This window comes from Micromonospora sp. AKA38 (assembly GCF_027925725.1).
GTDB lineage: Bacteria > Actinomycetota > Actinomycetes > Mycobacteriales > Micromonosporaceae > Micromonospora.
Genome location: NZ_BNEI01000002.1, coordinates 702,170 through 717,407, shown reverse-complemented (window position 1 = coordinate 717,407; position 15,238 = coordinate 702,170). Strand labels below are relative to the sequence as shown.

General features: G+C 67.7%; 6 protein-coding genes. All 6 read left to right on the top strand.

All coding sequences use genetic code 11. From position 1 onward, the window contains the following. Window positions 1-439 precede the first annotated feature (439 nt). The 6 genes from TPA0908_RS06745 to rpsB all read left to right on the top strand — a co-directional run bounded on the left by TPA0908_RS06745 (window position 440) and on the right by rpsB (window position 15,169). Window positions 440-1,411 carry a hypothetical protein gene (locus TPA0908_RS06745; protein WP_281935667.1) on the top strand — a complete coding sequence of 324 codons (972 nt, stop codon included), beginning with the start codon at window positions 440-442 and terminating at the stop codon, window positions 1,409-1,411. A 63-nt stretch (window positions 1,412-1,474) separates the two neighbouring features. Beyond that, window positions 1,475-3,982, top strand: a complete 2,508-nt coding sequence (locus tag TPA0908_RS06740) for a LamG domain-containing protein (RefSeq protein ID WP_281935665.1) — start codon at window positions 1,475-1,477, stop codon at window positions 3,980-3,982. A 132-nt stretch (window positions 3,983-4,114) separates the two neighbouring features. Continuing rightward, window positions 4,115-11,122, top strand: coding sequence for an RHS repeat-associated core domain-containing protein (locus tag TPA0908_RS06735; protein WP_281935663.1), 7,008 nt, complete (start codon window positions 4,115-4,117; stop codon window positions 11,120-11,122). 653 nt (window positions 11,123-11,775) lie between these two features. Further along, window positions 11,776-12,183, top strand: a complete 408-nt coding sequence (locus tag TPA0908_RS06730) for a hypothetical protein (protein WP_281935661.1) — start codon at window positions 11,776-11,778, stop codon at window positions 12,181-12,183. 206 nt (window positions 12,184-12,389) lie between these two features. Then, the gene (locus TPA0908_RS06725) at window positions 12,390-13,532 is read left to right on the top strand and encodes a hypothetical protein (RefSeq protein WP_308447816.1); all 1,143 of its coding nucleotides are present in this window, start codon (window positions 12,390-12,392) and stop codon (window positions 13,530-13,532) included. A 725-nt stretch (window positions 13,533-14,257) separates the two neighbouring features. Further along, window positions 14,258-15,169, top strand: coding sequence for a 30S ribosomal protein S2 (rpsB, locus tag TPA0908_RS06720; RefSeq protein WP_281935658.1), 912 nt, complete (start codon window positions 14,258-14,260; stop codon window positions 15,167-15,169). Window positions 15,170-15,238: the final 69 nt, after the last annotated feature.

The window sequence follows — 15,238 nt, the reverse complement described above, 5'->3', positions numbered from 1 at the left end:
CGGCTTGTGGACGGGCCCGCGATCACTCGACCAATCTGCTATGTCGAGCGTGCTCGCGGACGGTGAGGGCGCTGCCGCTCTCAGGATCACATGGGCGTTTTGTGGCTACCATTTGTGACGCCGCTTTACACCGGGAGTTGGTACTCCCTACTGTCACCTAGCCGATAGTACTTAACGGGGGCTCGGGTGAATCTGCGCAGGACGCTAGCGCCGCGTTGGTGCGGTGCCGGAACGACGACGACCGCATCATCTCCCACGAACCTGCGGTGCGGCTGCTGATCACGCGCCTTCCTTAGTGATCCACGAAGGCTGACGAGTCCTGACTGTCGGCTCGGGCTTCGCCGCCCCTGCCGTACCTGGTTGACAGTCACTTACCCTTCCCGCGCTCCCATGCGCGGGTCCTTTGGGCTGCTCACACACGCGTAACGAGGAGTGCTTGGTGACAAGACGTGAAATCGCCGTCGGGCGGTGCCGCCCCGGACTCGCCGCGTCGGTGGTCGCGCTGGCCTTGGTGGCCGTCGCCGGTCCGACCGCGATGTCCTCGCCAGCTGGGGCGGAGCCGGCGGCCCCCGAATCGTCGGCCGCCCCGGAGGCGCCGGCGCTGAACGAGGTCGACGCCTTGGCTCAGGCCCGGAAGTTGAAGATGTCAGTGGAGGTGACCGCCCTCAAGGCTGAGAGCGCACGTGTGCTGGCGACTCCGCGGGGCACGCTGGTGTTGGAGTCCTATGCGGAGCCGCAGTGGACCCGGGGTCGCGGTGGTGGGCCGTGGCGGAAGATCGATACCCGGCTGGAGCGGCGGGCCGACGGGTCGGTGGCGCCGGTGGCGACGTTGACGGACGTGACGTTCACCGCCGGTGGGAGCGGTCCGACGATCCGGCTGCCCCTGGCCGAGGGGCAGGTGTCGCTGTCCTGGCCAGGAAACCTGCCGGCGCCGACGATCGATGGTGACACCGCCGTGTACGAATCGGTGCTGCCGGAGGTGGACCTGCGGCTGCGGGCGCTGCGCGACGGGTTCACCTGGGCTCTGGTGGTCAGGTCCGCGCAGGCGGCGGCGAACCCGGCGCTGGACGAGCTGCGGTTCGCGCTGCACACCACGGGCACTCTCACCAAGCGGTCCCGGTCCGGCGGCGGGTTCGAGGTCGCCGACCGTAACGGTCGCTCGGTGCTGTCCGCTGGCGGGGCGTTGATGTGGGACTCGGCCGGGGTGGCCTCGGCCGCCCAGGGCGCCGCGAGTCGGGCGGCGAACGCATTCGCGGTTCAGGGCCGTCGTGAGGCGCTGCGGGTGGTGCCGGACCGGGCGCGTAAGGCGGAGATCCCGACCGGGGTCCAGGGCGAGGATCTTGTTATCCGGCCCGACCGGGCGCTGCTGCGTGGTAAGGGCACCGTGTACCCGGTCGTCATCGACCCGTGAAGCACGATCGAGAAGACCCGGTGGGGTTACTCGAGCACCAACGACGCGACCCGTAACGACGGTGTGGCCCGGGTCGGCAAGGACCCTGAGGGGTCCGGCACGTACCGGTCGTACTTCTCGTTCAAGCTCGTCTCGCTGTCCGGCAAGACGATCCGCGACGCGAAGTTCCTGACAGAGATGACGCACTCGTGGGACTGCGACAGCACGCCGGTGAACCTGTGGCGTACGGCCGACATTGCGACCACTGGTAAGCAGGCATGGTCCGGGCCGAGCTTCTCGAAGTGGTTGGAGGAGCGGTCGGCGCACGCGCACAAGCCGTCGGGGGGCGCTGGTTGCAGCGATGATCCGCAGCCGGACAAGCCGATGGAGTTCGCGAGCCAGAACGTCATCGACGACATCAGCGCCAACCGCGGCCAGGACATCTACACGCTGGCTCTGTCGACCCGGCGGTCCGACGGAACGTCGGAGTCGACCAGCAACTGGTGGAAGAAGTTCGACCCGGTACAGACCAAGCTGACGATCGAGTACAACACCAACCCCAACACCCCGACCGCGGCGCAGCTGTCGACCCACGCCGGCTACACCGCGCCGGCGCAGGTCTGCGTGACCGGCACGTCGCGGCCCGCGGTGCGTTCGGACTTCCCGTGGCTGAAGGCGACGGTGAGCGATCCGGACGGCAGCGGCGGTGGCAGCCTCGCCGGCGTCTTCACGCTGCAGAAGCTGGTGGGCAGCACCTGGACGAACGTGTCCGGCTGGCCGAAGACCGACTCCGGGGTCGCACCCGGGGCCAAGGCCGAACTGCAGTTGACCACGAAGACGGTGAACGGCGAGCTCTACCGGTGGCAGGTGCAGACCAAGGACACGCTGGGCGGGGTGTCGGCGAGCGCGTCACCGTGGTGCGAGTTCTCCGTCGACTACTCCGCGCCGGCCTCGACTCCGACCGTCACGGCAGCGGACGGGCTGTACCCCGAGGCGCCACCGCGTGGCACCGATCTGGATTCGCATGGATCGCCCGGCTATTCGGGGCGGTTCACGTTCTCGGCCAATGGCGCGGCTGACGTCTTCGACTACGTCTACCAGGTCAACGGCGGCCCGGAGATGACGGTACGGGCAAGCCAGCTGGGCGGCCCGGCGACGGTCTGGGTCACGCCGACCGTACGGCTGGAGAACGTGGTAACAGTGCGCAGCCGTGACCAGGCCGGCAACCCCTCCGCCTCCTACGACTACGTCTTCTACGCCGGTGACCCCTCGGCCCCGGTCGCCCACTGGGCGATGGACGAGGGCTCCGGCACCACCCTCGCCAACAAGCTCGACGGTGGGGCCGCAGCGACGCTGGCCCCTTCGCCGAAGTGGGCGGACTCCCGCGTACTGGGTGTCCACAAGCAGTCCGGCAAAGACTGGGCGGTCGAACTTGACGGCGTCGACGACCAGGCGGTCACCGCAGGCCCAGTCGTTGACACCGCCCGCAGCTTCACTTTCGCTGCATGGGTTCGCGCCGATGCCGTCGGCGGAGTGGTCGTGGCGCAAGCTGGCGCCAACAAGAGCCCCTTCGAACTTCAGTACTTCCCCACCAAGCAACGGTGGTGCTTCACCAGCTATACCTCCGATATCGCGAACGCCTCGGTCACTCCCTCGCCAGCATGCACTCCTGACCCGGTCCAGGTCGGGGCGTGGGTGCACCTGGCCGGTATCTATGATGCGGGCGCCAGCAGCCAGCTGTCGCTATACGTCAATGGCGTTCGCAGGGGCGTGGGCACGACCAGTGCCCCTGCCTGGACAGCTAGTGGCCCCCTGCTTATCGGTGCCGGACGTAACGGATCACCGGTCGGTTGGTTCAGGGGTGCGATCAGCGAGGTCCGCGTCTGGGATCGAGCCATCGACCCGGCGATCGATCTGGTGGAACTTGTTCGTCCCGTCCGGGTGGGCCAATGGGACATGGACGACGATGATCAGGAGGAACCGCGGCAAGCTGGTGACTCGTCCGGCTATCAACGCCCGCTGACTTTGGCCGCGTCACCGTCTGCCGCTTGGACCGCGGACGGCTACGACTCGATGGGGCTGACCTTCGACGGTGTCTCCGGGGCCAGCCAGACCGACGGACCAGTACTGCGCACCGACCAGTCATACACCGTGTCCGCGTGGGCCCGCTACACGGGTGGAGCAGGCGCCAGAACCGTCATCGCTCAGGACGGAAAGAACGTGTCCAGTTCATTCCTGAGTTGCCGCAGCGACGCGACGGGAACGAAATGGTCAGTGATGACCCGCTCTGCCGACTCAACCTCCAGCTCGGCGCTTTACGTCATCGGAAGTGACTGCATACCCAACCAGTGGACCCACCTAGTTGCCGTCCAAGACGTCACGAGCAGGACGTTGAGCCTCTACGTCAACGGAGTCTTGGTTAAGCAGAGTGCCCAGACCTATGACCCATGGCATGGCGATGGCGCGCTGGCGATCGGCCGAGGACTGTGGCGCACGCCCGCCGACTACTTCGGTGGGCAGATCGACAGCGTCAAGGTATGGCAGGGGGCGCTGAGCGCCGCCGAGGTCCAAGCCGTGTTCGCCGGATTCTGACACCGAACGGCCATCGTCGATCTCGTGAACGGTCCGGGCGTCCTGCAGGCATGAGCGTGACGCCCGGACCATCCAGCAACCTCCCGCGCGAGCCGGCGCGGGTCGGACATCCGTGACCTCCGAAGGGACCTGATGAGAACTGCCAGAGCTGGTCGGCCGCACCGCAATCGCGGGCGAACGCCGGCCGTCAACACCATGGGGAGCGGTGCCCGACGCGCCCTCACCGTCGGTCTGGTCGCGCTGCTCGCCGCCGCAGGCGGCGGGCAGATTCCCGTGCAGGCGCAGCGCCCGGCCGCGGCTCCCCACCTTGAGCCGCAGCGGTATCCGTCCGCCCCGCTGCACGAAGTCAAGCGGACCAAGCCCACCACCAAGGACACCGACGCCGCGATGGTGAAGCGGCCCGCGCCGGTGTGGCCGACCGCGTCCGCCGCCGAGGTGGCGTTGCCGGCGACCTCCGCCAGCGACCGATCGACCAAGGTCGCCGCCCGCGCCGGCACCCTTCCGGTGACGGTCCGGCCCGCCACCGGCCCGTCGACGGCTCGTTCGGCCGCATCCACCCCCGGCAAGGTGCGGGTGCAGGTGCTGTCGCGCACGCAGAGCGCTGCGGCAGGGGTGAACGGGTTGCTTCTGCGGGTCGGTCGCTCCGACGGGACACGCTCCGCCGGGCAGGTCGAGATCGGCGTCGACTATGCAGCCTTCGCCACCGCGTACGGTGCGGACTGGTCGTCGCGGCTACGGCTTGTGAGGCTGCCCGAGTGCGCGTTGACCGCGCCCTCGGCCAGGGACTGCGGTCCGGTCGCGTTGGACTCACGCAACAACGTTCGCACCCGGACCGTGTCGGCGACCGTTGCGGCGGCCCCGGTGAGCGGGGCGTTGTCGCCGGCAGAGGCCAAGCGGCTCGGCGTCGCTCCGGCGGCCGCCAGTGCGGGGACGCTTGTTGCGCTGACCAGCGGTCCCTCCGGCGGGGCGGGTAGTTTCACCGCGTCGAGCCTCAGCCCGTCCTCTTCGTGGGGCCACAGCGGTGCCACGGGTAGCTTCCAGTGGTCCTACCCGATGCGCACGCCGCCTGGGCCGGGTGGGCCGTCGCCCTCCCTCACCGTCGGCTACTCGTCCCAGTCCGTGGACGGCCGGCATGCCGCTTCCAACAACCAGCCGGGCGCTTTCGGTGAGGGCTTCGACTACTCTCCCGGCTTCATCGAACGCCGTTACAAGGCATGCTCCGACGACATGGGCGGCAACGCCAACAACACGGTCAAGACCGGTGACCTGTGTTGGGGGCCGGACAACGCCGTGATGTCGCTCAACGGCAGTTCGGTCGAACTGCTCAAGGGCAGTGACGGCAAGTGGCATCCGCGCAACGAGGACGGCTCGAAGATCGAGTTGGCCACCACGCCCGCCTACAGCAACGGCGACGACAACAACGAGTACTGGAAGGTCACGACCACCGACGGCACGCAGTACTGGTTCGGCCGCCACCAGTTGCCGGGATGGTCGTCCGGGAAGCCCACGACGAACTCGGTGCTCACCGTCCCCGTGTACGGCAACAACCCGGGTGAGCCCTGCAACGCCGACACGTTCGCCGCCTCCGACTGCAACGGCAAGCGGCAGGCCTGGCGCTGGAACCTGGACTACGTCCAGGACATCCACGGCAACACCATGTCCTACTGGTGGGCCAAGGAGACCAACTACTACGCCAAGAACAAGGTCACCTCGACTCCGGTCGTCTACGACCGGGCCGGCTACCTGACCCGCATCGACTACGGCAGCGACAACCGGGACAACAACGAGTACGCCGCCTCCTCACCGTACGTCGAGAACGTCCCGGTCCGCATCGACCTGACGAACATGGACCGCTGCCTGGCCAACTGCACCACGAAGAACGACACCACGTGGCCGGACACCCCTTGGGACCAGGAGTGTCTCTCCTCCACCAAGCCCTGCCTCAACGGCTCGCCCACGTTCTGGTCGGCCAAGCGGACCACCGAGGTCCTGACCAAGGTGTGGAAGAGCAACGCGTACCAGAACGTCGACTCCTGGACGTTCCGGCAGTCCTTCCCGGACCCGGGTGACGGAACCCGCGCCGGCCTGTGGCTGGAGGGCATCACCCACAAGGGCCTCAACGGCGGCACGGTCACCGCGCCGGAGGTGACCTTCGAACGGGTCCAGATGCAGAACCGGGTCGACGCGGCGGGCAGTGACTGGGCCCTCGCCATGAACTGGCACCGGGTCAAGCAGATCAACCTGGAGACCGGCGGCAAGATCTTCGTCACCTACAGCGACCCGGGGTGCGTCAAGGACAGCAAGATGCCCTCGAAGAGCGCGCTGGACAGCAACACGCTGCTCTGCTACCCGGTCAAGTGGACGCCACCCGGTTACACCGACAAGGTCACCGACTTCTTCCACAAGTATGTGGTGAAGGAGGTGCAGCAGATCGACGAGGTCGGCGGAGCAAGGCCGGTGCGCACCGCCTACGACTATCTCAACGAGAACGACGAACCGCTGTGGCACTACGAGGACGACACCGGCATCGCTCCGGACGACACCCGTACCTGGTCGCAGTGGCGGGGATACCCGACGGTCGTCACCTACCTCGGTGAGGGCGTCGACCGCACCAAGACCGAGACCCTGTACTTCCGCGGCATGTACGGCGACAAGCTCGCCTCTGGTGGCACCCGCACCACCAAGGTGCAGGGCAGGGAGGGTGGTCCGGCCAACGACTACGAGCACTTCGCGGGCAGCCCTCGGGAGACCATCACCTGGCTCGGCTCCACGGTCCTCGCCGCCACCGTCAACGACATGTGGCGCTCCGACCCACCGACCGCCACGCGTTCCGGCACACCGGTCGCGGAGGCCCGGTACGCCCGGATCGGCGCAACGCACGCCCGCGGGGCAACCGACGGCGGTGTCCGGCGGACCACGACCACCACCAGCTATGACGAATACGGCATGCCGACCGACGTCGAGGACGGCGGGGACGACAGCAAGACCGGCGACGAAGCATGCGTGAAGACCGAGTACGGCCGTAACGCCACGAAGTGGTTGCTCGACCCGGTGCGGCGGACGCACGGCTGGGTGGGCGGGTGCGGCACCACTCCCACCGCGGAGAACCAAATCACCGCGGACACCCGCTTCAGCTTCGACTCGCAGGCGTACGGCGCGGCGCCGACCAGCGGTCTGGCGACCGCGGTGGAGACGATCACGGGTTTCAGCGGCGGTACCCGGACGTACAAGAAGGTGTCTTCGGCCACCTACGACGCCTACGGGCGGGTCGACGTGAGCTTCGACATCGCCGGGGAGCAGACCGACACGGACTACGTGCCGGCGTCCGGCGGGCCGGTCACGCAGGTGATTACCACGAACCCGCTGTTGTGGAAGAGCACCGTCGATCTCGACCCTGCCTTCGGTGTGCCGGTGAAAACCACCGACCCCAACAACCGGATAACCGAGATCACCTATGACGCCATGGGCCGCACCATCGCGGTCTGGCTGCCCAACCGTGACCGCGCCATCTACGGGTCGGCACCCTCGAACAGCTACAGCTACACCCTGTCCAAGTCGCAGCCCTCGTTCATCACCACCAAGGCGTTGAACGCCGGCGGCGGCACCGACACCTCCTACCTCCTTCTCGACGGTCTGGGCCGCCCCCGGCAGGCACAGGAGTCGGCATACGGCAGCGGCCGGATCCTGTCCGACACCTTCTACGACGCCGCCGGCCGCATCTACAAGGAGAACGCGGCCTACTTCGACGCCGGCGCCATCGACACCACCATCATCAAGTTCCGCGACGACAAGGACGTGCCCAGCCAGACCAAGACCCTCTACGACACGGCCGGCCGCCCGATCCACTCACTCCTGCTCGGCACCAACGCCGGCGTGCAGGTGGAGAAGGCCCGGACCTCCACGACCTACCACGGCGATCACACCACCGTGACGCCGCCGACGGGTGACGCGGCCACCACGGTGTGGACGGACCTGTACGGCCGGACCGAGAAGCTCTGGCAGTACCACGGTCCCACCGCGGCCGGTACCTACGACGAAACCAGCTACACGTACCACCCGGTGGGGCAGCTGGCGACCGTCAAGGACCCGTCCGGCAACACCTGGTCGTACTCCTACGACATCCAGGGCCGGCCCACCTCCACCACCGACCCGGACACCGGCACGTCGACCAGCAAGTACAACGACCTGGGCGAGCTGGAGCGGACCACCGACGCCCGCCCGGACACCCCCGACGTCTGGTACACCTACGACCGGATGGGGCGGCTGTCGACCACGCGCGAGGGCAGCCTGACCGGCCCGAAGCGGACCGAGTTCACCTACGACTCGCCGATCAAGGGCGCGACGAAGTCCGCCTCGCGCTGGATCGGCACCGAGGAGTACCGCAGCGAACTGGTCTCGGTCGACAAGATGGACCGACCCACCCAGACCAAGCTGACCCTGCCCTCCTCGCAGGCCGGCTTCTGCGGCATCGGCGCGGTCACCTGCACCTTCACCTCGAAGGCCAGCTTCCTCGCCGACGGTTCACCGAACACTCTCACCATTCCGGCGGCCGGCGGGCTCAGCGAGGAGGTCCTCAACTACCAGTACGACAGCACGTACGCGCTGCTGGACAAGCTCGCCACCAACTACGGTGACGCCAGCTACTACGCGATCGAGTCCAAGTACACGAACCTGCACGAACTCAGCCTCATCACCCGGTCCACCCAGTTGACGGGCACCAAGTCTGTCCAGACGAAAAACACCTTCGACCCGGCTACCGGCCGTGTCAGCAGCGGCACCGTCCAGCGTTCCACCGCTCCGGTGCCCGTGTCGAACACCTCATACGAATACGACGCCAGCGGCAATGTCCTGAAGATCGACGACAACTCCGGTGCCCGCCCCCGCGACACCCAGTGCTTCACCTACGACCACCAACGCCGACTGACCGAGGCCTGGACCCCGGCCTCCTACGACTGCGGCACGAAGCCGCAGAACGAGTCGGAGTTGGGTGGCCCGGCACCGTACTGGCAGCAGTGGTCGTTCGGCGCTCCGGACGACCCGAAGGGGCGCGTCGGCAACCGCCTGACCCAGATCGAGCGCGGCACGCCGACCGGCACGGTCACCACCTCCTACTCCTACCCGGCGGCCAGAGCTGCGCAGCCGCACCGACTCGACGGTTGGAGCAGGACCGACAACACCGGCACGACCACCGGCTCATACACCTATGACGAAGTCGGCAACATGAAGACCCGCCCCGGAACGTCGGGGCAACAGACCATGAGCTGGGACGTCGAGGGACACCTGGCCTCGGTGACGGACAGCGCCGGGACCAACTCCTACATCTACGACGCCAGCGGCAACCGGCTCATCGCCACCGACGGAACCGGCAGCACACTCTTCCTCGGCGACCAAGAGGTACGCAAGAACGGCACCAACGGCCAGGTGAGCGCCACCCGGTACTACGGGTTCAACGGCGAGGTCATCGCCCAGCGCACCGTCACGGGCATCACCTGGTTGGCCAGCGACCACCAGGGAACCTCCCAAGTCAGCATCGCCAACGACACCAACCAGACCATCACCCAACGCCGCCAGACGCCCTACGGCGCCCCGCGCGGCGCCGCGGTCACCTGGCCGAACCAACAGGGATTCCTCGGCGGCTACCAGGACCCCACAGGTCTGACGCACCTGGGCGCCCGGGAGTACGACCCGTCCATCGGGCGGTTCATCTCCGCCGACCCGATCAACGACATCGGCAACCCACAGCAGATGCAGGCGTACGCCTACGCCTCCAACAATCCCACCACCTATGCCGACCCCAGCGGTGAGATCATCCCCGAGTACGCGGGGATTGACACACCCAAGGGCCTCTGCCCGCGCACCATCGACGGATACGCCTGCCAGGACGTTGTCGAGAAGTACAAGCCACAGTCGACCCGTCGTGACCCTGGACGGTTCAACAACAAGGTGTTGCACGATGCGGCGGGGGTGGTGTCCTGGGTGCCGGTCCTCGGCTCGGGAGCCGACGCGGCCGATGCCGCCCTCTATCTCCACGAAGGCGACACGAAGTCGGCCGTCGTCACGATGGCCCCGGGCCCGCCGGTCTGCAAGTTCGTGAAGCGGGCCTGCAAGTGGGTCAGTGAACAACTCGGCAGGAAGGCGGAGAAGAAGGCCGCCAAGACCTTGAGCAAGGAGGCGTTGGAGCGCCTCACGCCCAAGATCAACCCGCGCCAGGAGTTGGCCGAGATGGCCATGCTCAAGGCCGAGGCGCGCGCCAAGGACCTCGCGAAGGTCAAGCCGAAGGCTCCGCCCGCTCCCGCGAAGAAGCCGGATCCGGGCACGAAGGGGAAGCCCGCAAGCAAGAACACCGATGCGCCGCCGGAGAAGTCGTGCAAGCACAGCTTCGCCCCGGACACCCTCGTCTTGATGGCGGACGGGGAGCGCAAGCCGATCGCGGAGATCGCCGAAGGCGAGGAGGTCCTCGCCCACGACCCCGAGACAGGTGCCACCAGCGCGGAGCCCGTCGACGCCGTTCACGACAACGAGGACGAGGCGCTGACCGATCTCTCGGTCCGCGATGATCGCGGCGAGTTTGTCACCCTGCACACCACGCAGCACCACCCCTTCTGGAGCGAGAGCCGCGACCGATGGGTCGAAGCGGCGGATCTCCAACCGACGGAAGAGCTGTTGTCGCCGGACGGGGTCGCCCTAACGGTGGCGAAGGTCGACAACTTCAGCGGGCAGCGCACGATGCGCGACCTCACGGTCCGCAGCGTCCACACGTACTATGTGATCGCTGGCGACACGCCGGTCCTCGTGCACAACTGTGGCACTACAGACTTGTATCGTGTTTCGCCCAACGCACGTGGCTCAAGTGAATTGGATAATGGACTTAATCCCGAACACTTCCCCTTGACTGATGAGCTTGACGGTTCCGCTCATTTCGGCAATGTAGCGCGGGTAAATGACTATGCTGCAAATCACGGAGGGACTCACGGTCAGGGATTCAGGGTTGCAGTCCCGAACAAATGGTTGACTGATAATGATATTGAAATTTGGGAAGACATGACGCCCGATCTACTTGAGTTTATTATCCCAAGGAACCTGTTCGGCGAATTCAATCAGTTCCCACGGACCCCCTGGGTTCCGGGTGGATCTTCATGACCGAATCGCAGATTCCGAGGTATGCGCTCGTCCAATGCGAGGTCACGGGTCATGCGTCATATGGCCTTGTGCTGCAGGTGAGCGGCGGCGTGCGGGGGTTCGTTGACAAGGTGGATATAGCCGACGAAGCCGTCGCTTTCGAGGACTGGCCTCATGTTGGTGAATCCCTGACTTGCGTAGTTCTGGGCTACTCTCGGGACGGTAGGATTCGTGCAAGTGCTCGACCTAGGGATATAGCCTTGGTCGCGGCGGTTAGTGACCCTGAGTCGGCCCTGATGGCATGGGTTCGGATACGCGACCAAGGCTTCGCGGACTCCCGTGACCGAGCACGCTTCATTGAGTCGGCGGATGCCATTCCGGTGATAAGATGGGCACTTCGCCATCGCATTGGTACCGCTGATTGGAATCGTGCTTCCGAGATACTTTCAGACGCTCCTGACCGCTTGAAACGCGAGGTTTACAGGTAGGGGCATACTGCTGCGCGTTCGTCGTATTGGTCAGATGGAACAGCGGATCCTGCCGAGCGCGGACGGGCGACGTGTCGCAATCTATGGTCCGAATCTGAAAGGTAGTGTCGCGAAGGGGATCGAAAAGCTTGGTGTGCCCGTCTTCCGGAACGCGGAAGATCTAATCGCTTGGATTGGGCCGAAAGCGTGACGGAGACGGTGATCCTGGTTTTTGATGACCAGACAGTCGATCTGGGAAGGTTGGCGGACTTTGCTCAATCGGTCGGCACCGTCTCGAACGAGGGGAACGTTTTGACAATTCGGCGCGGCGATGAGCGGTGCTACGTTGTCGAGGTGTCAGATCCCGAGGTTGAAGGCATTTTCGAGGATTGGCCGAGATCTCAGCTTCCAGAATCGCTGCGTTCTATCTTCAGCGTGGACTACCGTGAGCCTGATCTTGTTCTCACCCTAGTTCGGTCAGTTGCCCAACGGTGCTCGTTGAAAGTCGATACAAACCGCGGTCTGGTTGTACGGGGTGGGGACTTGAATCTCGAAGATGTTGAATCACAGGTAAGGGTTTCAAGTCCTATTCTTTGGGTGTTGTTGACCGCTTGAGTCGATCCGGATCGACTCAAGCGGTCAACAACTTCCCCTCGGCCGTCTGGACCGCGCTGTTTTCGAGGTGCTCGGACGTGCTGATCGATCCTATCTGGAGCAGCAGTTACATTACTCAGCGTGCTTTCTCTGTGACGCCAATAGGTTGTCGCCGGGACCGCCGACAGTGCATGGCCGAATGGCGTTGCTGGTGGCGGTCGCATACCGTGCCCGTCGTGGACGGACGACGGAGCTATCCCGAGGATCAGCAGGAACCGCGGTGGGGCGACCGCGGGTACGAGTCGGACTGGCGTGCCGCGGGCGAGCCGCGCTACCGCGACGACGACTACCGCGCCCCGGAGCAGCGGGCGGGCGAGGGCCGGTACGCGGACCGGTACTCCGCCGCCGATCCGCTCGTCGACGACACGAGTGGTTGGCGGTCACAGCGACCGGACGACCCGGAGGTCTCCGGGGAACTGCCGGGGCGGGCCGGCCGGCGGGCGGCCCGCGAGTCAGCGGCCGGGCACGGGGACGACCGGCTCGGAGCGGTGTCGCGCAGCGGCGTCGACGCGCTCGGCACCGCGTCGCGCGGCGCGCCGGACCCGCTCGGGTCGCGCGGAACCGACGCCCTCGCCGGGGGCGCCGACCCGGCCCGACCCGCCTCGTTCGGGAGTTTCGGCGCGGACGCCCCGGCCGGAGGTGCCGTTTCGGCCGGTCCGGCCTCGTTCGGGGGGTTCGGCGCGGATGCCCCGGCCGGGAATGCCGGTCCGGGCTCGTTCGGGGGGTTCGGCGCGGACGCCCCGGCCGGGAGCGGCGATCCGGCGCGTCCGGGCCCGCTCGGCGGCTACCCGATCGTGGAGACCGGCCGGTCGGCGGAGCCCGCCACGGCCGGCGGGACGCAGATCTCGGTGGGCGGCCGGCCGAGCCCGGGTGCGGCCACCTCGCTGACCATCGGCGAGCGCCCGACCGCCCCGACCGAGCCGACGGCGCCGGTGAACCCGCTGGAGATGCCGACCGGCCCGATGCCGGCGGTCGTGCCCCGGTCGGACGGGCCGCCGCCCGGTGACGGCGTCTACCGGACCCGGCGCCCGGCGTTGGCGGTGCTGCTGGCGGCGCTCGTGCTGGTGCTGGAGGTGCCCGCGTTCCGGGTGCTGCTGCACGGGCTGGTGGGTGACCCGGTCTCCACGTCGCACGTCGTGGTGGGCACGTTCCTCGTGGTCGGGCTGCCGATCTTCGGTGCCGGGCTGTACGGCCTGCGCACCGGTGGGCTCGCGCTGGCCGACGGCAGCCGCGGCTGGCTCCGCCCGCCGACCGCGTACCTGACCGTGGGTCTGGTGCTCTTCGTCGCCGCCGCGCTCGCCGCCCGCTGACCGCCGCCGCGCTCGCGGCCCGCTGACCACCGCTGACCGCTGGCGTGCTCGCGGCCCGCTGACCACCGCTGACCGCTGGCGTGCTCGCGGCCCGCTGACCACCGCTGACCGCTGGCGTGCTCGCGGCCCGCTGACCACCGCTGACCGCTGGCGTGCTCGCGGCCCGCTGACCACCGCTGACCGCTGGCGTGCTCGCGGCCCGCTGACCACCGCTGACCGCTGGCGTGCTCGCGGCCCGCTGACCACCGCTGACCGCTGGCGTGCTCGCGGCCCGCTGACCACCGCTGACCGCTGGCGTGCTCGCGGCCCGCTGACCACCGCTGACCGCTGGCGTGCTCGCGGCCCGCTGACCACCGCTGACCGCTGGCGTGCTCGCGGCCCGCTGACCACCGCTGACCGCTGGCGTGCTCGCGGCCCGCTGACCACCGCTGACCGCTGGCGTGCTCGCGGCCCGCTGACCACCGCTGACCGCCGCCGCGCTCGCGGCCCGCTGACCGCCGGCGACTACGCACCCCGGGGCCGGGGGGCGGAGAAGGCGCGTACACTGGTCAACTGGCGACCGCCTCGTGCGGTCGACCTCGCGTGCCCTCTCCATGGTCATTCCGTGGAGCGACGGCCTCCCTGGTCCCGGTCCTTCGTCCGGGCCCACCCTGGCCGGCGACCGGGCGCCAGGCGTCCGGCCGCCGGCCGGACGGACAACCAGGGACAAAGTAGGAGTACCCACCATGGCCGTCGTGACCATGCGTCAGCTGCTGGAGAGCGGTGTGCACTTCGGGCACCAGACCCGGCGCTGGAACCCGAAGATGAAGCGCTTCATCTTCACCGAGCGCAACGGTATCTACATCATCGACCTGCGCCAGACCCTCGACTACATCGAGAAGGCGTACTCGTTCATCCGCACCACCGTCGCGGGCGGCGGCAGCATCCTGTTCGTCGGCACCAAGAAGCAGGCCCAGGAGGCCATCGCCGAGCAGGCGACCCGGGTCGGCCAGCCGTACGTCAACCACCGCTGGCTCGGTGGCATGCTGACCAACTTCCAGACCGTGTACAAGCGGCTCCAGCGGATGAAGGAGCTTGAGGCCCTGGGTGACCTGAGCGGCACCGCCGCCGGTTACACCAAGAAGGAGACCCTCCAGCTCTCCCGCGAGAAGATCAAGCTCACCAAGACCCTCGGTGGCCTGCGGGACATGCAGAAGCTCCCGGCCGCGGTCTGGATCGTCGACACCAAGAAGGAGCACATCGCCGTCGACGAGGCCCGCAAGCTGGGCATCCCGGTGATCGCCGTGCTGGACACCAACTGCGACCCGGACGAGGTCGACTTCCCGATCCCGGGTAACGACGACGCCATCCGCTCGGCCGAGCTGCTGACCAAGGTCGTCGCCGCGGCCGTCGCCGACGGTCTGATCGCGCGTTCCGGCCGTGGCCGGGGCGGCGACGAGAAGCCCGAGGCGGGCCAGGTCGGCGCCGACGAGCCGCTGGCCGAGTGGGAGCGCGAGCTGCTCGAGGAGCCGAAGAAGGCCGACGAGCAGCCCGCCGTCGCCGCTGAGCAGCCCGCCGCCGCTGAGCAGCCGGCCGCCGCCGAGCAGCAGCCGGCCCCGGCCGCTGCCGAGCAGCCGGCGACCGCCGCCGCGGAGTGATCGCACCGTCGCGTCCCCGCCGGCCGGTTCTGCGCCGGCCGGCGGGGCGCGGCGGACACACCGGGCGAC

Bases quoted from the DNA above. Each gene is read 5' to 3' on its own strand.
- TPA0908_RS06735 (WP_281935663.1), top strand. From the start codon at position 4,115: ATGAGAACTGCCAGAGCTGGTCGGCCGCACCGCAATCGCGGGCGAACG.
- rpsB (WP_281935658.1), top strand. From the start codon at position 14,258: ATGGCCGTCGTGACCATGCGTCAGCTGCTGGAGAGCGGTGTGCACTTC.